The 20674-nt window shown below is 56.3% G+C and carries 16 protein-coding genes and 2 pseudogenes; 9 read left to right on the top strand and 9 right to left on the bottom strand.

The window, feature by feature from the left end:
- Position 1: 1 nt before the first annotated feature.
- Positions 2 to 736, bottom strand: coding sequence for a tol-pal system-associated acyl-CoA thioesterase (gene exbB / locus GM30_RS03185; protein WP_049847462.1), 735 nt, complete (start codon positions 734 to 736; stop codon positions 2 to 4).
- Between the two features lie 250 nt (positions 737 to 986).
- Between exbB and metC the strand changes: the two genes are divergently transcribed.
- Both metC and GM30_RS03175 read left to right on the top strand, forming a co-directional pair.
- Positions 987 to 2174: a cystathionine beta-lyase gene (gene metC / locus GM30_RS03180; RefSeq protein ID WP_049847487.1), complete on the top strand. Its 1188-nt coding sequence runs from the start codon at positions 987 to 989 to the stop codon at positions 2172 to 2174.
- 146 nt (positions 2175 to 2320) lie between these two features.
- A complete protein-coding gene (locus tag GM30_RS03175; RefSeq protein ID WP_049847461.1) occupies positions 2321 to 2869 on the top strand; it encodes a DedA family protein in 549 nt (182 codons plus the stop codon).
- A gap of 24 nt (positions 2870 to 2893) precedes the next feature.
- Here GM30_RS03175 and GM30_RS03170 read toward each other — a convergent pair whose 3' ends face one another.
- Entirely contained in the window at positions 2894 to 3784 is an 891-nt protein-coding gene (locus tag GM30_RS03170) for an AraC family transcriptional regulator (RefSeq protein WP_049847460.1), read from the bottom strand.
- Positions 3785 to 3979: 195 nt separating this feature from the next.
- On the opposite strand from GM30_RS03170, the gene yqhD reads away from it, so the two are divergent.
- Both yqhD and dkgA read left to right on the top strand, forming a co-directional pair.
- Complete coding sequence (gene yqhD / locus GM30_RS03165) at positions 3980 to 5137, top strand: alcohol dehydrogenase (RefSeq protein ID WP_049847459.1); 1158 nt, start codon at positions 3980 to 3982, stop codon at positions 5135 to 5137.
- Between the two features lie 100 nt (positions 5138 to 5237).
- Positions 5238 to 6065: a 2,5-didehydrogluconate reductase DkgA gene (gene dkgA, locus GM30_RS03160; protein ID WP_049847458.1), complete on the top strand. Its 828-nt coding sequence runs from the start codon at positions 5238 to 5240 to the stop codon at positions 6063 to 6065.
- Positions 6066 to 6121: 56 nt separating this feature from the next.
- Here the strand turns inward: dkgA and GM30_RS03155 are convergent, their stop codons facing one another.
- Complete coding sequence (locus GM30_RS03155) at positions 6122 to 7036, bottom strand: LysR substrate-binding domain-containing protein (protein WP_049847457.1); 915 nt, start codon at positions 7034 to 7036, stop codon at positions 6122 to 6124.
- Between the two features lie 78 nt (positions 7037 to 7114).
- Here GM30_RS03155 and GM30_RS03150 point away from each other — a divergent pair, with 78 nt between their 5' ends.
- The gene (locus GM30_RS03150; protein WP_049847456.1) at positions 7115 to 8068 is read left to right on the top strand and encodes an MBL fold metallo-hydrolase; all 954 of its coding nucleotides are present in this window, start codon (positions 7115 to 7117) and stop codon (positions 8066 to 8068) included.
- A gap of 63 nt (positions 8069 to 8131) precedes the next feature.
- On the opposite strand, the gene GM30_RS03145 is transcribed toward GM30_RS03150, so the two are convergent.
- The 5 genes and pseudogenes from GM30_RS03145 to GM30_RS03125 all read right to left on the bottom strand — a co-directional run bounded on the left by GM30_RS03145 (position 8132) and on the right by GM30_RS03125 (position 15495).
- Positions 8132 to 10300 (bottom strand): YgiQ family radical SAM protein, encoded by a 2169-nt coding sequence (locus GM30_RS03145; protein ID WP_049847455.1) that lies wholly within the window; start codon positions 10298 to 10300, stop codon positions 8132 to 8134.
- A gap of 135 nt (positions 10301 to 10435) precedes the next feature.
- Positions 10436 to 11807, bottom strand: a pseudogene (gene ftsP / locus GM30_RS03140) (cell division protein FtsP).
- 54 nt (positions 11808 to 11861) lie between these two features.
- The gene (gene plsC, locus GM30_RS03135) at positions 11862 to 12599 is read right to left on the bottom strand and encodes a 1-acylglycerol-3-phosphate O-acyltransferase (RefSeq protein ID WP_049847454.1); all 738 of its coding nucleotides are present in this window, start codon (positions 12597 to 12599) and stop codon (positions 11862 to 11864) included.
- Positions 12600 to 12675: 76 nt separating this feature from the next.
- Positions 12676 to 14932, bottom strand: a pseudogene (gene parC, locus GM30_RS03130) (DNA topoisomerase IV subunit A).
- A 167-nt stretch (positions 14933 to 15099) separates the two neighbouring features.
- Complete coding sequence (locus GM30_RS03125; protein ID WP_049847453.1) at positions 15100 to 15495, bottom strand: YgiW/YdeI family stress tolerance OB fold protein; 396 nt, start codon at positions 15493 to 15495, stop codon at positions 15100 to 15102.
- Positions 15496 to 15642: 147 nt separating this feature from the next.
- Here GM30_RS03125 and qseB point away from each other — a divergent pair, with 147 nt between their 5' ends.
- From qseB to GM30_RS03105, 4 genes are all read left to right on the top strand, one after another.
- Entirely contained in the window at positions 15643 to 16302 is a 660-nt protein-coding gene (gene qseB / locus GM30_RS03120) for a quorum sensing response regulator transcription factor QseB (protein WP_049847452.1), read from the top strand.
- On the top strand, positions 16299 to 17648 hold the full coding sequence (qseC, locus tag GM30_RS03115) for a quorum sensing histidine kinase QseC (protein WP_049847451.1): 1350 nt from the start codon (positions 16299 to 16301) through the stop codon (positions 17646 to 17648). The genes qseB and qseC overlap by 4 nt, the downstream gene beginning before the upstream one ends.
- 109 nt (positions 17649 to 17757) lie before the next feature.
- On the top strand, positions 17758 to 18339 hold the full coding sequence (locus tag GM30_RS03110) for an NAD(P)H-dependent oxidoreductase (RefSeq protein ID WP_049847450.1): 582 nt from the start codon (positions 17758 to 17760) through the stop codon (positions 18337 to 18339).
- A 35-nt stretch (positions 18340 to 18374) separates the two neighbouring features.
- Positions 18375 to 18689 carry a putative quinol monooxygenase gene (locus tag GM30_RS03105; protein WP_049847449.1) on the top strand — a complete coding sequence of 105 codons (315 nt, stop codon included), beginning with the start codon at positions 18375 to 18377 and terminating at the stop codon, positions 18687 to 18689.
- A gap of 82 nt (positions 18690 to 18771) precedes the next feature.
- On the opposite strand, the gene parE is transcribed toward GM30_RS03105, so the two are convergent.
- Complete coding sequence (parE, locus tag GM30_RS03100; RefSeq protein WP_049847448.1) at positions 18772 to 20667, bottom strand: DNA topoisomerase IV subunit B; 1896 nt, start codon at positions 20665 to 20667, stop codon at positions 18772 to 18774.
- Between the last annotated feature and the right edge of the window lie 7 nt (positions 20668 to 20674).

The following is a 20674-nucleotide window of genomic DNA, read 5'->3' as shown; positions in this document are numbered from 1 at the left end:
ATTAACCTACACGTAATTTCTGAGCCGTACGAACCGGGTGCGTCACGCCGCTGGCGTTCAGATCCAGATCGCGGCTTTGCAGCAGCAGTACCTGCGCCGCCACGTCGCCGAGGGTCGCTTTGTAGCTGCCAATCATACGCGCAAAGATGTTATAGATAACGACCGCCGGGATCGCCGCAAACAGACCAATGGCCGTTGCCAGCAGCGCTTCCGCGATGCCCGGAGCAACAACCGCGAGGTTAGTGGTTTGCGTCTGCGCGATACCGATGAAGCTGTTCATGATCCCCCAGACGGTACCAAACAGACCGACGAATGGGGAGATGGCGCCGATAGTCGCCAGATAACCGTTACCGCGCCCCATATGGCGGCTGACTGCGGCGACACGACGCTCGAGGCGGAATCCGGTGCGCTCTTTAATGCCTTCGTTATCTTCCGACCCGGCGGAGAGTTCAAGCTCGTTCTGCGCTTCATTCAGCAGCAGCGTGCTCAGGCTTTTACCGTGGAAGGTGGAGGCGATGTCGCTGGCCTGATCGAGGGAACGCGCGTCGCTCAGTTGCTTTTGTTCACGCTTGAGGCGACGTTTATGAGACAGCAGTTCTGCGCTTTTACTGAAGAAAATGGCCCAGGTGACGACCGACGCCAGCACCAGACCGATCATCACGACCTTAACCACGATGTCGGCATGATGATACATACCCCAAACGGAGAGATCCGCCTGCATCAAATTATTACCCACTCTGCATCTCCAGGATGTCAATCACAAAAAAACTCAGCTAATAATATCAAAACGTCGTCGAATTGATAGTCGTTCTCATTAGTATTTACATACTGCCGTAAATCACACTTTGTTTCCTTGCGCTCACGCAGTAAAAAAGGCGCATTTCCGCGTTATGAAAAATATTCTGCTTTATCCGCGAACCACTGGTGCAGCTTTTATCAGTCATGGTAGTCTGGACGTCCAGACGTATAAAAACAGGCAAATTAACATGGCAGACAAGCACCTCGACACCGCACTGGTTAACGCAGGACGGAGCAAAAAATACACGCTGGGCGCGGTTAACAGCGTGATTCAGCGCGCCTCTTCATTGGTTTTCGACACGGTTGAGGCCAAAAAGCAGGCGACCCGTAATCGCGCGAAAGGCGAGCTGTTTTATGGCCGTCGCGGCACGCTCACCCACTTTTCTTTGCAGGAAGCGATGTGCGAACTGGAAGGCGGTGCCGGTTGCGCCCTCTTCCCCTGTGGAGCGGCGGCGGTAGCGAATTCGATTCTGGCGTTTGTCGAGCAGGGTGATGAGGTGCTGATGACCAACACCGCCTACGAACCCAGCCAGGATTTCTGCACAAAAGTGCTGGCCCGGCTTAGTGTCAGCACCCGCTGGTTCGATCCGCTGATCGGCGCTGACATCGCGCAGCTGATAAAGCCAAACACCAGAGTGGTGTTTCTGGAATCACCGGGGTCAATCACCATGGAAGTGCAGGATATTCCGGCGATTGTGCAGGCCGTCCGGCGCGTGGCGCCTGAAGCCATCATTATGATCGACAACACCTGGGCGGCGGGCATTCTCTTTAAAGCGCTGGAATTCGACATTGATATCTCAATTCAGGCCGCCACTAAATACCTGATTGGCCATTCCGATGGCATGATCGGCACGGCTGTCGCCAACGCCCGCTGTTGGGATCAGTTGCGTGAAAATGCCTACCTGATGGGGCAGATGGTGGATGCGGATACCGCCTATATGACCAGCCGTGGGTTGCGTACGCTGGGGCTGCGTCTGCGTCAGCATCATGAAAGCAGTCTTAAAATTGCCGAATGGCTCTCAAACCATCCGCAGGTTGAACGGGTAAACCACCCAGCACTTCCCGGCAGTAAAGGCCACGAATACTGGAAACGGGATTTTACAGGCAGCAGCGGCTTGTTCTCATTCGTTCTGAAAAAACGCCTCACCGACGCCGAACTTTCCGCGTATCTCGATCCCTTTGAGCTGTTCAGCATGGCCTTTTCCTGGGGCGGCTTCGAGTCGCTGATCCTGGCGAATCAGCCGGAGCAAATCGCACATATGCGCCCCGGTGGCGAGGTCGATTTCAGCGGGACGCTGGTACGAGTTCACATCGGTTTAGAGAATGTTGACGATCTCATCGCGGATTTAGCGGCGGGGTTCAATCGCATCGTGTAAAGTGGCGCGCAGGCTGTGCACCTGAATGAACAGATTTACAGAGATTGCCTTCAGAATTGTCTGTATTTGTTGCGCCCGCGATCAAGGTGTTTAGGGAAAATCAGGAGTACAATAGCGAAATAAAGCGCGGTTCTTTAGGAAAGTTCATGGTAGTCATTCAAGATATAGTCGCCGCTCTCTGGCAGCACGACTTTGCTGCACTGGCGAATCCCCACGTTGTGGGTGTTGTTTATCTGGTCATGTTTGCGACATTGTNNCTGCCCCCCGCAGCCAGTCTCGGCTGCTGGCTGAGCTATATCCAGGGGCGCTGGCTCAGCAATACGCAGATCGTGAAAGGCTGGCTGGCGCAGTTACCGGAAAAATACCATCAGCGCGCCACCTGCATGTTTGACCGCCATGGCCTACTGGCGCTGCTTGCCGGGCGCTTTCTGGCCTTTGTGCGTACGCTGCTGCCTACCATGGCAGGCATCTCCGGCCTGTCGAGCCGCCGCTTCCAGTTCTTTAACTGGTTAAGTGCCCTGCTGTGGGTTGGCGTGGTGACCAGCCTGGGCTACGCGCTCAGCATGATCCCGATCGTCAAGCGCCATGAAGATCAGGTCATGACCTTCCTGATGATCCTGCCGATTTTCCTGTTAGTGGCCGGTCTGCTCGGTACGCTGATTGTGGTGATTAAGAAGAAGTACTACAGCGCCTGATTTCTGCTGACGCCGGGCAACGCCTTACGCCCGGCGAATACGCGCCGCATCCTCCCCTGGCGTCATGCCAAAGTAACGCTTAAATTCCCGACTGAACTGCGACGCGCTTTCATATCCCACGCGCATCGCCGCCGCGCTGGCCTTCATGCCGTCGTGGATCATCAGCATGCGCGCCCGGTGCAGCCGATAAGTTTTCAGGTACTGCAATGGCGAGGTGCTGGTGACCGATTTAAAGTTATGGTGAAACGCCGAAACGCTCATGTTGGCTTCCGCCGCCAGTTGGTCAACGCTTAAGTTCTCGGTGTACTGGCTTTCAATGCGCTTCAGCACCCGGCTGATCAGGCTGAAATGCGTCTGACGGCTGACCAGCGCCAGCAGCGCGCCGCCGCAGGGGCCTGTCAACACATGGTAAAGGATCTCGCGGATAATCTGCTTGCCGAGAATACGCGCGTCTAACGGCCGTTCCATCACATCCAGCAGCCGTTCAGCCGCACAAAGGATATCGTCAGACAACGTGGCGGAGTTGATCCCACTGGCGGCCATCGCCGGGTGGAAAAGATCGTCTTCGCCGATATCCATCAGCAGTTCCTGCAACTGCAAAATGTCAACGTTGAGACGGATGCCCGCCAGCGGCACGTCCGGCGTCGCGAAGGTTTCACACTCGAAGGGCAGCGGTACGGTCAGCAGCAGATATTCATTGGTGTCGTAGCGAAAGGTTCGCTCATTGATATAGCCAATCTTATGGCCTGAAAAGAGAAATACAATGCCGGGCTGATACATCACCGGCGTTCGCGTTCCAGGCTGCGTTCCGTACAGTAGGCGCACGTCAGGCAACAGGTCGTTCAGTTTTTCCTGGTGAGATATCAGTTGCTTAATCTGTTCCGTCAGTTGCAGACAGATGGCTTCACGGTTCATTGCAGAGAGCTCCGGGCAGATTTATCGACCGTTACATTGTGCGCACTCTTGTGCGGTTTCTCCAGCGCTCTGGAGAAATGGGCAAGACATCGGCAGAAATGTGCATTGAGGGACCGGGGGGACAGGACCACAATGATCCCATCAGGCAGAGGCGTTGCGCTGCCCTTTTTTCACCCTCCGTTAAGGGAACGAACAATGAATAATTTTAACCTTCATACCCCCACCCGCATTCTGTTTGGTAAAGGCGTGATTAGCGATCTTCGCGCTCAAATCCCGGCTGACGCTCGCGTGCTGATCACCTACGGCGGCGGCAGCGTGAAAAAAACCGGCGTGCTGGATCAGGTACTGAGCGCGCTGAAAGGTCTGGACGTGCTGGAGTTCGGCGGCATCGAGCCCAACCCGTCTTACGAAACGCTGATGAAAGCGGTAAAAATCGCTCGTGATGAAAAAGTCACCTTCCTGCTGGCGGTCGGCGGTGGTTCTGTTCTTGATGGCACCAAATTTATCGCGGCGGCAGCACACTACGCTGACGGCATTGACCCGTGGCAGATCCTCGAAACCCGTGGTGGCGAGATCACCAGCGCGATCCCGATGGGCTCTGTGCTGACGCTGCCGGCCACCGGTTCAGAATCAAACAATGGCGCGGTCATTTCCCGTAAAACCACTGGCGATAAGCAGGCATTTAAAAACCCGCACGTACAGCCGGTGTTCGCGATCCTCGATCCGGTTTACACCTACACCCTGCCGCCGCGTCAGGTCGCTAACGGCGTAGTGGATGCGTTCGTCCATACCGTTGAGCAGTACGTCACTTACCCGGTTAATGCCAAAATTCAGGATCGCTTCGCCGAAGGCATTTTGCAGACGCTGGTGGAAGAAGGTCCGAAAGCGCTGGCTGAACCGGAAAACTACGACGTTCNCGGGATGGGGCCAGCCACTCAGGCGCTGAACGGGCTGATCGGTGCTGGCGTGCCGCAGGACTGGGCAACGCACATGCTCGGTCACGAACTGACCGCGATGCACGGGCTGGATCACGCCCAGACGCTGGCGATTGTTCTGCCTGCGCTGTGGAATGAGAAACGCGACGCCAAACGCGCCAAACTGCTGCAGTACGGCGAGCGCGTGTGGAATATCACCGAAGGGTCTGAAGAAGAACGCATCGACGCCGCGATTGCAGCGACGCGTAATTTCTTCGAGCAACTCGGCGTGCCAACGCACCTGTCCGACTACGGTCTTGACGGCAGCTCTATCCCGGCGCTACTGGCGAAACTGGAAGCGCACCACATGACCCGACTAGGCGAAAAACAAGATATTACCCTCGACGTCAGCCGCCGTATTTACGAGGCCGCGCGCTAAGGTTTACCGCTTTTCCTTTCGTTTTTGCATATTTCGTCCAGACTTAATCCTACACCTTCCCGGGGCATTGCGCCGGGAAGACACATGAAAGGAGGAATGCATGACACATCCAACCGTAATCAAACTACAGGACGGCAACGTCATGCCGCAGCTGGGTCTCGGCGTGTGGAAAGCAGGTAAAGAGGAGGTCGTCGGTGCCATCCATAAAGCGCTGGAGGTGGGCTATCGGTCTATCGATACCGCCGCGGCGTATCAAAACGAGGATGGCGTAGGCAAAGCGTTAAAGAGCGCGAGCGTGCCGCGCGACGAATTGTTCATCACCACCAAATTGTGGAATGACGATCAGAAACGCCCCCGCGAAGCGCTACAGGAAAGCCTGAAAAAGCTGCAGCTTGAGCATGTTGATCTCTACCTGATGCACTGGCCGGTTCCGGCTATCGACCATTACGTTGAGGCCTGGGAAGGCATGATTGAGCTGCAAAAATCAGGGCTGGCGAAAAGCATTGGTGTCTGCAATTTCCAGATCAACCATCTGCAACGGCTGATCGACGAAACCGGGGTGACGCCGGTGATCAACCAGATCGAGCTGCACCCGCTGATGCAGCAACGTCAGTTGCACGCATGGAACGCCACGCACAAAATCCAGACCGAATCCTGGAGCCCGCTGGCGCAGGGTGGCGAAGGCGTGTTTGATCAGAAGATCATTCGCGACCTGGCGGATAAATACGGCAAAACCCCGGCGCAGATCGTCATTCGCTGGCACCTCGACAGCGGACTGGTGGTGATCCCGAAATCGGTCACGCCGTCGCGCATTGCGGAAAACTTTGCTGTCTGGGATTTCCGTCTCGATAAAGACGAACTCGGCGAAATTGCGAAGCTGGATCAGGGGAAACGGCTGGGGCCAGATCCGGACCAGTTCGGCGGGTAATTTTCTACGCTCTCACATCATCAACCCTCTCCCGCCGGGAGAGGGTTTCATCCGCATTATTTAAAAAGCGCCGTAATAACCTCTTTTAACCACATCAATGCCGCATGGCTGTTATTACGCTCATGCCATAACAGTGCGACTTCAAAGGTCGGTATGTCGAGATCTAACGTACCGCTCTTAAAGCCGAACTGTTCCTGCCACATTTCGCCTAATCCACAGGGTATCGTGGCAATAACCGGCATATTTTTCAGCAATCCAGGAATGACAGAAAAATAAGGTGTGGAATACGTCACATCCCGCGACAACCCTTTGGCTTCCAGCAGCGCATCGATTTGGCTGCGGCTGGCGGATTTATAACTGACCATAACGTGCCGCAACGCGGCGTAATGCTCCGGTGATACCGGCGTTGCTAATGTCAGCTGTGCGGGATCCCACAAGACCAGAAAATTCATCGGGGCAACAACAGCACGGCAAATATGCTGCGTGGACGGTATGGCAACCGAAACCGCCATATCCAGTTCCCCTTTCTCCAGCCGCGGCGTATCGGTAAACGGATCGCTGACCACCGTATTCACGCGCAGTCCCGGTGCCTCACGGGCCAGGACGGGTAACAGTTTCGGCATTAACAGCATCTCTACCCAGTCGGTCATACCCAGCGTCAGGGCCACCTGAACGGTAGCCGGGTCGAATGCCGGTGGGGTAAAAATGGACGACTGCAATTGTGAGAGCAACGGTAATAATGACTGATGAAGCTCAATGGCACGGAATGTCGGCTGCATGCGCTGGCCGCTGCGGATAAAGAGCGGGTCATTAAACAGGTTTCGAAGACGCGCCAGGGACGCACTGACGGCGGGTTGCCCCAAATGGAGTTTGCTGGCCGCCGCAGAAACATGTTGTTCCCGGAACATCACCATAAAGGTGATTAACAGATTAAGGTCGACGCCCCTGAAATCATTTTCATTAATACTCATTATTAATCCAATCAATTTGATTGATAATTATATTTTCATGACACTGGTGCTCTGTCAAACCTGGTACAGGAACTGGAAATGAAAACCGCAATATTCTTTTTTGCGACGCTGCTGATGGTAAGTGCGGCGATAGCTAAACCTTTACCCATTAGCCAACAGCAGGCCCCCGGCTATTACCGAATGATGCTGGGAGACTGGCAAATAACGGCCGTGTCTGACGGAACCGTCAAAATACATTTAGATAAGCTGTTGACCCATATTTCTGCGGAAAAATTAAAAACGCAGTTAGCAAAAGAGGTCATGACGCCACTGGCAGAAACGTCCATTAATGCCTTTATCATCAATACCGGTAAACAGATCATTCTGGTCGATACCGGCGCCGGTGCATTAATGGGCGATGCGGGCGGTCATTTATTGACGAATCTGCGTGAGGCCGGTTTTCCGCCGGAAAGCATTGATGCGGTCCTGCTGACGCATATCCATGGCGACCATTCCGGCGGGGTGCAATCGAAAGGATTGCCCGCCTTCCCCAATGCCACCGTTTATGTCGATCAACATGATGTCGACTGGTGGCTGGATCCGGCAAACAGCAGCAAGGTTGAGGAAAGCCAGCGGCACACCTTTGCTGAATCTGAACTGTCGATGCGCCCGGTTATCGATGCCGGTAAGTTAACAACCTTCCATGCGCCCACGGAGATTATTCCCGGCATTACGGCGACGCCCGCCGCCGGACATACGCCAGGAAGCGTGATTTATCGCGTCAGTCATCAAGGCGAAAGCATGATTTTCTGGGGCGATATTATTCATGCTAAAGCCGTGCAAATACCGGAACCGGAAGTCGCGATCCATTTCGATGTCGATCAGAAAAAAGCCGTCGCCACCCGGGTAAAGGTGCTTGAGGAGACGGTCAAATCGGGTGACTGGGTGGCGGCAGCGCATATTGCCTTCCCGGGCATCGGCCATGTCAAAAAAGCCGAAGATGGGGGTTATCGCTGGGTGCCCGTCAATTACAGCGCGAAGGCCACACGCTAATAAAATGCCCCGCCGCGAAGAGAGGTTTCGGGCGGGGCACAGGACGACAATAAAAGCGATCGCTTAGCCGATTTTTCGCTTTTTCTTCGCCGGAGCACCACCGTTCGAACGCTGATGTACAATCGGCGTGTGCTTGGTCAGCGCCGGGCGCGTATTACGGTTCTGACGACGCGCTTCGCGCATCTCTTCAATCGTCGGCGCTGGCACCAGGCAATCTCGGCGACCACCAATCAGGTGCTTTTTACCCATCGCTTCCAGCGCCTGACGGATCAGCGGCCAGTTGGCCGGATCGTGATAGCGCAGCAGCGCTTTGTGCAGACGACGCTGTTTGTCGCCTTTCGGCACGACCACGTCTTCACTCTTGTAACCAATCTTCGCCAGCGGGTTTTTGCCAGTGTGATACATGGTGGTTGAGTTCGCCAGCGGCGACGGGTAGAAGTTCTGCACCTGATCGAGACGGAAGCGGTGTTTCTTCAACCACAGCGCCAGGTTCACCATATCTTCATCACGCGTGCCCGGGTGCGCTGAGATAAAGTACGGGATCAGATACTGCTCTTTGCCTGCCTGCTTCGAATAGGTGTCGAACAGTTCTTTAAAGCGATCGTAGCTGCCCATTCCCGGCTTCATCATTTTCGACAGCGGCCCCTCTTCGGTGTGCTCCGGGGCAATTTTCAGGTATCCACCCACGTGATGGGTCGCCAGCTCTTTGATATAGCGCGGATCTTCCACGGCGATGTCATAACGCACGCCAGACGCGATGAGGATTTTTTTGATGCCTTTCAGATCGCGGGCGCGACGATAAAGATTGATTGTCGGCTCGTGGTTGGTGTCCATGTGCTGGCAAATATCCGGATAGACGCACGACAGACGGCGACAGGTCTGCTCCGCACGCGGCGACTTACAGCGCAGCATATACATGTTGGCGGTCGGGCCGCCAAGATCGGAGATCACGCCGGTAAAGCCCGGAACGGTGTCGCGAATGGCTTCGATCTCATTAATGATCGAATCTTCAGAGCGGCTCTGGATGATACGCCCTTCGTGCTCGGTGATCGAACAGAACGAACAGCCACCAAAACAGCCGCGCATGATGTTGATCGAGAAACGGATCATCTCGTACGCCGGGATACGGCTGTTGCCGTACGCCGGATGCGGTACACGTTTATACGGCAGGGCAAATACGCTGTCCATCTCTTCGGTCGACAGCGGAATCGCAGGCGGGTTGATCCAGATGTAGCGGTCGCCGTGCTTCTGCATCAGCGCGCGGGCGCAGCCCGGGTTGGTTTCGTGATGCAGAATACGCGAGGCATGAGCGTAAAGCACTTTGTCGCTTTTAACCTTCTCAAAAGACGGCAGCAGCACGTAAGTCTTTTCCCACGGTTTCGGACGCGGCGGCTGAACGACAATGGCTTTCGCTTCAGTTTTCTTCGGTTCGACCGGTTTGTTATCCGCACACGGCAAATCTTCCCCATATGGATGGGGGATCGGGTCGATTTTGCCTGGCATGTCAATGATGCGGGAATCCACCCCGCTCCAGCCCGGCAGCGCCTCTTTCACCATAATCGCCGTGTTGCGCACGTCGCGGATCTCAGAGACCGGTTCGCCCTGCGCCAGACGGTGCGCCACTTCCACCAGCGGACGCTCGCCGTTGCCGAAAATCAGCATATCGGCTTTGGAATCGACCAGCACGGAACGGCGCACGGTATCAGACCAGTAATCATAATGCGCGGTGCGGCGCAGGCTGGCTTCGATGCCGCCCAGGATCACCGGCACCTCTTTCCACGCCTCTTTACAGCGCTGGGTATAGACCAGCGTTGCACGATCCGGGCGTTTGCCCGCCACATTATCTGGCGTATAGGCGTCGTCATGGCGCAGCTTACGGTCGGCGGTGTAACGGTTGATCATCGAATCCATGTTGCCGGCAGTGACGCCGAAAAACAGGTTCGGTTTGCCGAGACGCATGAAGTCTTCTTTGCTGTTCCAGTCCGGCTGGGCAATGATGCCGACGCGAAAGCCCTGCGCTTCCAGCATACGGCCGCAGATCGCCATGCCGAAGCTCGGATGGTCCACGTAGGCGTCGCCAGTGACCAGGATGATATCGCAGCTGTCCCAGCCAAGCAGATCCATCTCCTCACGTGACATTGGCATAAAGGGCGCAGGGCCAAAACAGGCCGCCCAGTACTGGGGCCAGGAAAAAAGGTCACGATCCGGCTGGATCAGGGAAATAGCGCTCATAGTGCTTCCGAAGAAAAAACAGACAAAAGGGCGGGGATTATACGCTGGATCATTGTGGGAAATGAAGGGGTATTGTGCGGGGATGTTATTGCCCGGTGGCGCTGCGCTTACCGGGCCTATGCGGCTTCGTTTCCGCTATGGCGCGGGATTCACCAGGATCTGCCCTATCGACCCGCGATCGGCCATTTCCAGCGTCTGGCTGGTGAACTGGAACGGGAAATGCGGCCATGATGGCTGACCAAAATAAACCAGTAGCTCAACCTGACCATCGACCCACACCGTGTCTTTCCAGCCGCGGTCTTCCGGGAACGGCATCGCGCCGTTGACGTTGCGGATCTGGAACATAACGCCTTCAATATGGAACGACTGCGGCAGGTCGGCACGCACCGTCCAGCGCTCCCAGGTGCCCTGCTGCGCGGTCACATCGATGCGCTGCGGGTCCCACAACTGGCCGTTGATGCCCGGATCTTCGCCCAGCGTAATATCGCGACTGCGAATTGGCGTGCCGGACATGATTTCCGTCGGCAATAGCCGCATCGGCAGGCTGTCGGTCACCAGCGGCAACAGTCCGGTCGGACGCAGGGTCAACACCAGAGTTGAAATCAGAATGCTCGACGGCTCAAAGAAACCGCGAATGCGGTCGACGATGCTCGCGGCTTCACCGCAGGTCACCGACACTTCATCGCCGTTGGTCATGTCCACCAGCACTTCTCGGCGCTCTCCGGGTGCCAGCGACAGCTGTTTCACGGAGACCGGTGCGGGCAAGAAGCCCTGATCGCCAGAAATCACATGCAGCGGGCGACCGTCGCTCATTTGCAACTGATAGCGACGCGCGTTCGAGGCATTCAGCAGACGTAAACGCACCCAGCCGCGAGAAACCTCAACATACGGACTCTGCACACCGTTCACCAGCAGCGTATCGCCGACGAAACCGCCGTTGCCGGGTTCGCTGTACTCCGGCGTGCCGAAGTTGTCGAGGCGCTTGTCCTGGATAATCACCGGGAAGTCGTCAACGCCGTAGTGGTTCGGAATGGGTAAGGACTTACTAACCTCATCTTCCACCAGCCACATACCCGCAAGGCCGTTGTAAACCTGCTGCGCGGTGTGGTTTGGCGTATTGGCGTGATACCACAGCGTCGCCGCGCTCTGGCGGGCGCGCCGCGCCGCCGATCAGCGGCCCCGGCACCTGCAGCCCGCTGATGGTCATCGCCACGTTTTCCGACAGGCGGTTACTGTAAATCAGCTTGGCGTCATCACCGTTCCAGACGCGAATGGTTGGGCCAAGATAGCGGCCATTGATACTCCAGACCGGCGCGCGCGTGCCCTGGGTAAAAGACCAGTGTGCGCGTTGCAGGGTTAAGAAGATCGGCTGACCATGGCGGGACTCCACCAACGGCGGCACCGGCAGCGCCTGCTGCTGGCCCGCGGCGTTTGCCCTCAGCGGCACGGCACCGGCACACAGTGCCAGCCCCGAGGCCTGAATAAACTGACGCCGACTGAGTGACATAGAGACTCCATGAAATACTGACAAAACAGAAGGAGGGAAGTCGTTTCCCGCCGATTAGCGTTTTCCGCTCGCTTCCCGCTGCGCAACTTCCTGATCGAGTTCGGCGATCTTCGCTGCCATCACCTCACGGCAATGGGTGGCCAGCGCGCGAACCTGATCTTTGCCCCAGTCGCTGGTATCGATCGGCGGAAGCATCTCCACAATCACCAGACCGTTATTCAGGCGGTTGAGGTTAATTTTATTAGAAGTATTGGAAACGCACACAGGAATAATGGGCACGCCCGCTGCCAGTGCGGCGTGAAAAGCCCCCGTTTTAAACGGCAGCAAACCGCGGCCACGGCTGCGCGTACCTTCCGGGAACATCCAGAATGAAATCTTGCGTTTTTTGAAGGTTTTGACAACTTCAGCAATGGTGCCGTGCGCTTTCGCACGGTTGTTGCGGTCGATCAGCAGGTTGCCCGTCAACCAGTACAGCTGACCAAAAAACGGGATCCACAACAGGCTCTTTTTCCCGACGGTAACCGTTGGCGGCTGAACAATGCTTGATGCCGTCACCATGTCGTAGTTGTTCTGGTGGTTGGCAATGTAAATCGCATTACCGTAACTTTCCGCATCGGCAGGTTTACGCAGTTCCACCTTCAGACCAAAAAGCGGCGCCAGTCGGCCAAACATATGGCCAAACGTCGCAACGTGTTTGGGATTGCGTGGGCTGAACAGGCAGTAAATGCAACCAAAAATGCATACCAGAATGCAGTAGATCACGACGATGATTAATCGAAAAATTAATAACATAACATCCTCTGAAACCCAGGCCCTTGGGTCTTACCGCAAATTCTAACACGCCCCTGAAAAGTCGGGGCGTTTGTTTTTACTCTTCGCTATCGCCAGCGTCAGGGCGCTTCGGTGAGTCGATGTCAATACGATCGATTTTTTGCAGACCGCGCATCAGCGTACCGCGGCGTCCGCGCTCGCCAGTGACTTTCTGCAACTCTTCCGGACGCAGCTTAATTTTACGCTTACCGACATGAATGGTGAGCGTACTTTGCGGTGGCAGTAAATAGAGGTGCGCCAGGCTGTCGAGGCCTTTGGCGGCATCGGCCGAAGAGATGTTGATGATCTTGTTGCCTTTGCCTTTCGACAGTTCCGGCAGATCGCTCACCGGGAACATCAGCATACGACCGGCAGTGGTGATCGCCAGCAGCATGTCACCGTCGTTTTCAATGACCACCGGCGGCATCACCTGCGCGTTTTCCGGCAGGGAAATCACCGCTTTACCGGCACGGTTACGTGCCACCAGATCGTTAAAGGTGCAGACAAAACCGTAACCCGCGTCGGAGGCCATCAACAGTTTCTGCTCATCCCCTTCCATCAGCATATGCTCGACAGTCGCGCCCGGCGGCAGCGTCAGTTTGCCGGTCAGCGGTTCGCCCTGACCACGCGCTGATGGCAGGGTGATCGGGTCGATGGCGTAGCTGCGCCCGGTGGTATCGATAAACACCACCGGTTGGTTGCTCTTGCCTTTCACCGACGCTCTCCAGCTGTCGCCGGATTTATAGCTCAGCCCTTGTGCGTCGATGTCATGCCCTTTCGCGCTACGCACCCAGCCCATCTGCGACAGAACGATAGTCACCGGCTCTGACGGCAGCATGTCGTGCTCGTTCATCGCCTTCGCTTCTTCACGTTCATGCAGCGGAGAACGACGATCGTCGCCGTAGGCCTCGGCATCGGCCTGCAACTCTTTTTTCAGCAGGGTATTCATTTTGCGTTCGGACGCGAGGATCGCCTGAATCTGATCGCGCTCTTTTTCCAGATCGCTCTGCTCGCCGCGAATTTTCATCTCTTCCAGTTTGGCGAGATGGCGCAGTTTCAGTTCGAGGATCGCTTCAGCCTGGGTTTCGCTGATGCCAAACCGCGACATCAGCACCGGCTTCGGCTCGTCTTCGCTACGAATGATGTGGATCACTTCGTCGATGTTGAGGAACGCGATGAGCAAACCTTCGAGGATATGCAGGCGTCGCAGCACGCGTTCCAGACGATAGTTGAGGCGGCGGGTCACGGTGTCGCGACGGAACGCCAGCCACTCGGTGAGGATCTCCAGCAGGTTTTTCACCGCCGGACGACCGTCCAGACCGATCATGTTGAGGTTGATGCGGTAGCTTTTTTCCAGGTCGGTAGTGGCAAACAGGTGGTTCATCACCTGTTCCATGTCGACGCGGTTAGAGCGCGGCACAATCACCAGACGGGTCGGGTTTTCGTGGTCCGACTCATCGCGCAGATCGTCAACCATCGGCAATTTTTTATTGCGCATCTGGCTGGCGATTTGCTCCAGCACGCGGGCGCCGGAAACCTGGTGCGGCAGGGCGGTAATGACCACCGCGCCGTCTTCTTTTTTCCACACCGCGCGCATACGCACAGAGCCGCGACCGTTCTGATAGATTTTGCGAATTTCAGCGCGCGGGGTAATGATTTCCGCTTCCGTCGGGAAGTCCGGCCCGTGCACGATATCCAGCAGTTCATCCAGCGAGGTTTTCGGCTTTTCAATCAGGGTAATCGCCGCACTGGCGACTTCGCGCAGGTTGTGCGGCGGAATGTCTGTCGCCATACCAACGGCGATGCCGGTGGTGCCGTTCAGCAAAATGTTGGGCAGGCGCGCAGGCAGCATTTTCGGCTCCTGCAGCGTGCCGTCAAAGTTCGGCACCCAGTCAACGGTTCCCTGCCCCAGCTNNCAGCAGCACTTCGGCGTATTTTGACAGGCGGGACTCGGTGTAACGCATGGCGGCGAAGGATTTTGGATCGTCCGGCGCCCCCCAGTTCCCCTGCCCGTCAACCAGCGGGTAGCGGTAGGAGAACGGCTGCGCCATCAGCACCATCGCTTCATAACAGGCGCTGTCGCCATGCGGATGGTATTTACCGAGCACGTCACCGACGGTACGGGCGGATTTTTTAAACTTGGCGCTGGCGCTCAAACCCAGCTCAGACATCGCATACACGATGCGACGTTGAACCGGCTTCAGGCCATCACCAATGAACGGCAACGCGCGATCCATGATGACGTACATGGAGTAATTGAGGTAGGCGTTTTCCGTGAATTCATGCAGCGCAAGGCGCTCTGCCATATCGCTCATTAACTGTGATTCCTTAATATATGCGCCGGTCTGGTGCAGGCGGCAAAACTACCCGCGATAATACCCTATCTGGCGCGCCGAGTCACAGGGGCGTCTGGCGTGAAAATAACAGACATCCGGGCGATCACTCACCCGGATGGAAATGATTTCTGAAATGTCGAACTGGCTTAGTTCGTTTTGCTGATTTGTTTGACGTCGATTTCCACCGAATTCCAGTCTTTATCGACTTCGCCACGGATCTCAACGTTATCTTGTGGCGTCACGGTGACGCCGTTCCAGCGCTTGTGATCGATATCGACGTTAATGGTGCCAGTGGCGTCTTTAAAGACGTACAGATCGTCAGAAATACGCTCAACGATGTTGCCGCGCAGTGTCACCCAGGTGTCATCGCGCAGGGTTTTGGCGTTTTCAACGGTGGTGCTGGAGCCGTCTGGCCCCTGGAATCCGCCGCCCTGGGTTTGCGTGGTGCTCGAACCCGGACCGGTAAAGCCGCCCTGATTCGCCGCGAAAACCGGGGCAGACATCAGCGCCAGAATGGCTGTCATAGCCGCTAATTTTTTCATTTTCACTCTCCTTTTTCATCTCTGTGGTGTCCATTACACAGGGTAAAACTTAACAACTTCTTAAGGGAAAAAAAGAAATTTTTTTGCTGTACAGCGCCGGTTCTGCCGGGTTTACTGAGGGCAGAAACGCTTCACAAGGACGATCTTATGCGCATTTTACTGGTAGAAGATGACAAGCTGATTGGCGATGGGCTGAAAACGGGCCTGCACAAAATGGGCTTCAGCCTCGACTGGTTCACGCGCGGTGATGAAGGCAGAACCGCGCTGTACGCCGCGCCCTACGACGCGGTGATCCTCGATCTCTCTCTGCCCGGCATTGACGGGCTGGATATCCTGCGCGAATGGCGCGACAAGGGCCACAGCGAACCGGTGCTGATCCTCACCGCCCGCGATGCACTGTCGCAGCGCGTTGAGGGGTTGCGCCTCGGCGCCGATGACTATCTGTGCAAACCCTTTGCCTTAATTGAAGTGGCAGCGCGTCTCGAAGCGCTGATTCGCCGTTCGCATGGCCAGTCGAGCAATGAATTGCGCCACGGCGCGGTGACGCTCGATCCGGGGAAACTGACGGTGACGTTATCCGGCGAACCGCTGGCGCTCAAACCGAAAGAATTTGCGCTGCTGGAACTGCTGCTGCGCAACGCCGGCCGCGTGCTGCCGCGTAAACTTATTGAAGAAAAGCTGTACAACTGGGACGACGATGTCTCCAGCAACGCCGTGGAAGTCCATGTTCACCATCTTCGCCGCAAGCTCGGCACGGATTTTATCCGCACGGTGCACGGCATCGGCTACACCTTAGGTGACGTATGATTCGGATTCGCCAGCTCAGCCTCCGCCTGCGACTGACACTGTTGTTTTTGCTGCTGACGCTCGTCACCTGGGGATGCGCCAGCTTTTTCGCCTGGCAGCAGACCTCGGAAAAACTCGACAAGCTGTTCGACACCCAGCAGATGCTGTTCGCCAAACGCCTCAGCGCGATGGATTTTGCGAGCGTGCATTCACTCACCCCGACAGTGGCGGAGCGTAAAAAGATCAAACACGGTCATCTTGATGATGACGCGCTGGCCTTTGCCATTTTCACCGCCGACGGCAAACGTCTGTTCGACGACGGTGAAAATGGCCGCAATATCGCGTATGACTACCGTCGCGACGGCTTTGACGATGGTCAGTTGAATGACGACGACGACGCCTGGCGCTTTCTCTGGCTGACCACCCACGACGGGCAGTACCGCATCGCGGTCGGTCAGGAGTGGGATTACCGTCAGGAGATGGCGCTGGACATCATCACCTCACAACTGACGCCCTGGCTAATTGCCCTGCCGCTGATGCTCATTCTGCTGTTCGTGCTGCTGAGTCGCGAGCTGTCGCCGCTGAAAAGGATCACACGTTCACTGCAATTGCGTTCGCCGGAATCGGCTGAGCCCATCCGCACCGAGGGCGTACCCAGCGAGGTTCGTCCGCTGCTGGATGCCCTGAACCAGCTGTTTCAGCGTACGCACGAGATGGTGGTGCGCGAACGTCGTTTTACCTCCGATGCGGCGCACGAACTGCGCAGCCCGCTGACAGCACTGAAAGTGCAGACCGAAGTGGCGCAGCTTTCGGATGACGATCCTGATGCCCGGAAAAAGGCGCTTGCGCAGTTGCATACCGGCATTGACCGCGCGTCACGGCTGGTCGAACAGTTGCTGACGCTGTCGCGCCTCGATTCGCTGTCGAAGCCGGATGACATCGCGCCGATCCCACTGGAAGATTTGCTGCAATCAGCGGTGATTGATATTTATCCCCCCGCGCAATCCGCAGGCATCGACGTGCGTCTGCACATTGAGGCGCAGGGCGTCGTGCATGCCGGACAGCCGTTGCTGCTCAGCCTGCTGGTGCGTAATCTGCTCGATAACGCCATTCGCTACAGTCCGCGCGGCAGTCAGGTGGATGTGACGCTGAGCGAACGCCAGTTTACGGTTCGCGATAACGGCCCCGGCATCAGCGAAGAGGCGCTGGCGCGCATTGGCGAGCGTTTTTACCGCCCGCCAGGTCAGGACCAGACCGGCAGCGGCCTCGGGTTGTCGATTGTTCGCCGCATCGCCGCACTGCATCATATGTCAGTCACCTTTGGTAACGCGCCAGAAGGCGGATTTATCGCCCGCGTTTACTGGTAAGTGTTCGATTATTGCGCTTTGAGCAAAAGACTTTGCACATTTTGCTCATTTTTCCCTTTCGTTAGTTCGCGTATTATCACTGCCAAACTCGTTACATTGGGGACAAGACATGAGCAACATTTTGATTATCAACGGTGCGAAGAAGTTCGCGCATTCCAACGGCCAGTTAAATGACACCCTGACCGAGGTCGCGGACGGCGTGCTGCGCGACCTCGGGCATGATGTTAACGTCGTTCGCGCTGACGGCGACTATGACATCAAAGAAGAGGTGCAGAAATTCCTTTGGGCTGACGTCATCATCTGGCAGATGCCAGGTTGGTGGATGGGCGCACCGTGGACGGTCAAAAAGTACATCGATGATGTCTTTACCGAAGGTCACGGTTCTCTGTATGCCAGCGATGGCCGTACCCGTTCCGACGCCAGCAAAAAATATGGCTCAGGCGGTCTGATCCAGGGCAAAAAATACATGCTGTCGCTCACCTGGAACGCACCTGCAGAAGCGTTTTCTGACGAAGCGCAGTTCTTCCACGGCGTTGGCGTTGACGGTGTTTACCTGCCGTTCCACAAAGCTAATCAATTCCTGGGAATGGAAGCATTGCCGACGTTTATCGTTCACGACGTGATCAAAATGCCGGACGTCCCGACGTATATCGCAGAATATCGCAAGCATCTGGCAGAGATTTTTGGTTAACTAGACGCAGGTAAAACAAAGGAGTTGAGTTAACCATGTTGACAGTGATTGCAGAAATTCGCACCCGTCCCGGGCAGCACCATCGTCAGGCGGTACTGGATGAGTTCGCGAAAATTATTCCGACCGTGCTAAAAGAAGAAGGCTGTCACGGCTATGCGCCGATGGTCGATCACGCGGCTGGCGTGAGTTTCCAGGCAACCGCCCCGGATTCCATCGTGATGGTGGAGCTGTGGGAAACCGTGGCGCATCTTGAAGCGCATCTGCAGACTCCGCACATGAAAGCGTGGAGCGAAGCGGTAAAAGCGAACGTGCTCGAAAGCCATATCCGCATTCTTGAACAGGGTGTGTGATGTGAATATCGCCCGGTAGTTCGCTGCCGGGTAGCAGTCAGGCGGGTAAGCAGCAATGCTACCCGCCTTTGTTTTATCAGCGTTACGCTTCGATATCCGCCATATCGCCTTTTTCCTGCAACCAGTTACGACGGTCTTCCGAACGTTTCTTGGCCAGCAGCATATCCATCATGGCGGTGGTTTGCTGTTCATCTTCATCAGTGATGATCAGTTGCACCAGACGGCGGGTGTTCGGGTCGAGGGTGGTTTCGCGCAGCTGCATCGGGTTCATCTCGCCCAGCCCTTTAAAGCGCTGCACGTTCGGTTTACCCTTTTTGCGTTTGAGCTGCTCGAGCACGCCCGCCTTCTCTTCTTCCGTCAGCGCGTAATAAACCTCTTTACCGAGGTCAATACGGTAGAGCGGCGGCAGCGCGACATAGACGTGGCCTTCTTTCACCAGCGTACGGAAATGCTTCACAAACAGCGCGCACAGCAGCGTGGCAATGTGCAGACCATCGGAATCCGCATCCGCAAGGATACAAATTTTACCGTAGCGCAGCTGGCTGAGATCGTCGCTGTCCGGATCGATGCCGATCGCCACGGAGATGTCGTGCACCTCCTGCGAGGCCAACACTTCGTCGGAAGAGACTTCCCAGGTATTCAGGATCTTCCCTTTCAGCGGCATGATCGCCTGATATTCACGATCGCGCGCCTGCTTGGCCGATCCGCCCGCGGAATCCCCTTCCACCAGGAACAGTTCAGTGCGGTTGAGATCCTGCGCGGTGCAATCCGCCAGTTTGCCAGGCAGCGCCGGGCCACTGGTCAGTTTTTTACGCACCACTTTCTTCGCCGCACGCAGACGGCGCTGAGCGCTGGAAATCGCCATTTCGGCCAGCAGTTCTGCGGCCTGGACGTTCTGGTTCAGCCACAGACTGAACGCATCTTTCACCACGCCTGACACAAACGCCGCACACTGGCGCGACGAGAGACGTTCTTTCGTCTGCCCGGCGAACTGCGGATCCTGCATTTTCACCGACAGCACGTAGGCGCAGCGATCCCAGATATCTTCCGCCGACAGTTTCACGCCGCGCGGCAGAATATTGCGGTATTCGCAGAATTCGCGCATCGCATCCAGCAGCCCCTGACGCAGTCCGTTAACGTGCGTGCCGCCCTGCGGGGTCGGGATCAGGTTAACGTAGCTTTCCGTCAGCAGCTCGCCGCCTTCCGGCAGCCACAGCAGCGCCCAGTCCACCGCTTCGGTGTCGCCTTCGAACGCACCGACGAACGGCTTTTCAGGCAGCAACGGCAGACCGTTAACCGCTTCACTCAGATAGTCTGTCAGACCGTCTTCGTAGCGCCAGGTTTGCTCGGTGTTATTGACGTTATCTTTGAAAACGATTTCGACGCCCGGGCACAGTACCGCTTTGGCTTTCAGCAGATGCGTGAGGCGTGAAACGGAAAAGCGCGGGCTGTCGAAGAAGCTTTCGTCTGGCCAGAAATGTACGCTGGTCCCGGTGTTGCGTTTACCGCAGGTCCCGGTGACGTGGAGATCTTCCACCTTCTCGCCGTTTTCAAAGGCGATGCTGTAAACCTGCGCGTCGCGGCGCACATTCACTTCCACACGCTTCGACAGGGCGTTGACTACGGAGATCCCCACGCCGTGCAGGCCGCCGGAGAACTGGTAGCTTTTGTTGGAGAACTTACCGCCCGCGTGCAGACGACAGAGGATCAGCTCCACCGCCGGAACGCCCTCTTCCGGGTGGATACCCACCGGCATGCCGCGACCGTCGTCAATCACTTCCAGCGACTGATCGGTATGCAGAATAACTTCCACGCGTTTTGCGTGGCCCGCCAGCGCTTCGTCCACGCTGTTATCAATGACTTCCTGCCCCAAATGGTTAGGGCGAGTGGTGTCGGTATACATCCCCGGGCGGCGGCGGACCGGCTCTAGCCCGGTGAGTACCTCAATGGCATCAGCGTTATATGAAGATTGCGTCATGATCTGT

It is taken from the genome of Trabulsiella odontotermitis, assembly GCF_001188485.1.
Classification (GTDB): Bacteria; Pseudomonadota; Gammaproteobacteria; order Enterobacterales; family Enterobacteriaceae; genus Trabulsiella; species Trabulsiella odontotermitis_A.
This window is presented reverse-complemented; position numbering and strand designations above follow the sequence as displayed.

Coding starts and splice junctions, on each gene's coding strand:
- metC (WP_049847487.1), top strand. CDS start 987: ATGGCAGACAAGCACCTCGACACCGCACTGGTTAACGCAGGACGGAGC.
- GM30_RS03110 (WP_049847450.1), top strand. CDS start 17,758: ATGAGCAACATTTTGATTATCAACGGTGCGAAGAAGTTCGCGCATTCC.
- dkgA (WP_049847458.1), top strand. CDS start 5,238: ATGACACATCCAACCGTAATCAAACTACAGGACGGCAACGTCATGCCG.
- parE (WP_049847448.1), bottom strand. CDS start 20,667: ATGACGCAATCTTCATATAACGCTGATGCCATTGAGGTACTCACCGGG.
- plsC (WP_049847454.1), bottom strand. CDS start 12,599: ATGTTATTAATTTTTCGATTAATCATCGTCGTGATCTACTGCATTCTG.
- GM30_RS03150 (WP_049847456.1), top strand. CDS start 7,115: ATGAAAACCGCAATATTCTTTTTTGCGACGCTGCTGATGGTAAGTGCG.
- qseB (WP_049847452.1), top strand. CDS start 15,643: ATGCGCATTTTACTGGTAGAAGATGACAAGCTGATTGGCGATGGGCTG.
- GM30_RS03105 (WP_049847449.1), top strand. CDS start 18,375: ATGTTGACAGTGATTGCAGAAATTCGCACCCGTCCCGGGCAGCACCAT.
- qseC (WP_049847451.1), top strand. CDS start 16,299: ATGATTCGGATTCGCCAGCTCAGCCTCCGCCTGCGACTGACACTGTTG.
- GM30_RS03155 (WP_049847457.1), bottom strand. CDS start 7,036: ATGAGTATTAATGAAAATGATTTCAGGGGCGTCGACCTTAATCTGTTA.
- GM30_RS03145 (WP_049847455.1), bottom strand. CDS start 10,300: ATGAGCGCTATTTCCCTGATCCAGCCGGATCGTGACCTTTTTTCCTGG.
- GM30_RS03125 (WP_049847453.1), bottom strand. CDS start 15,495: ATGAAAAAATTAGCGGCTATGACAGCCATTCTGGCGCTGATGTCTGCC.
- GM30_RS03170 (WP_049847460.1), bottom strand. CDS start 3,784: ATGAACCGTGAAGCCATCTGTCTGCAACTGACGGAACAGATTAAGCAA.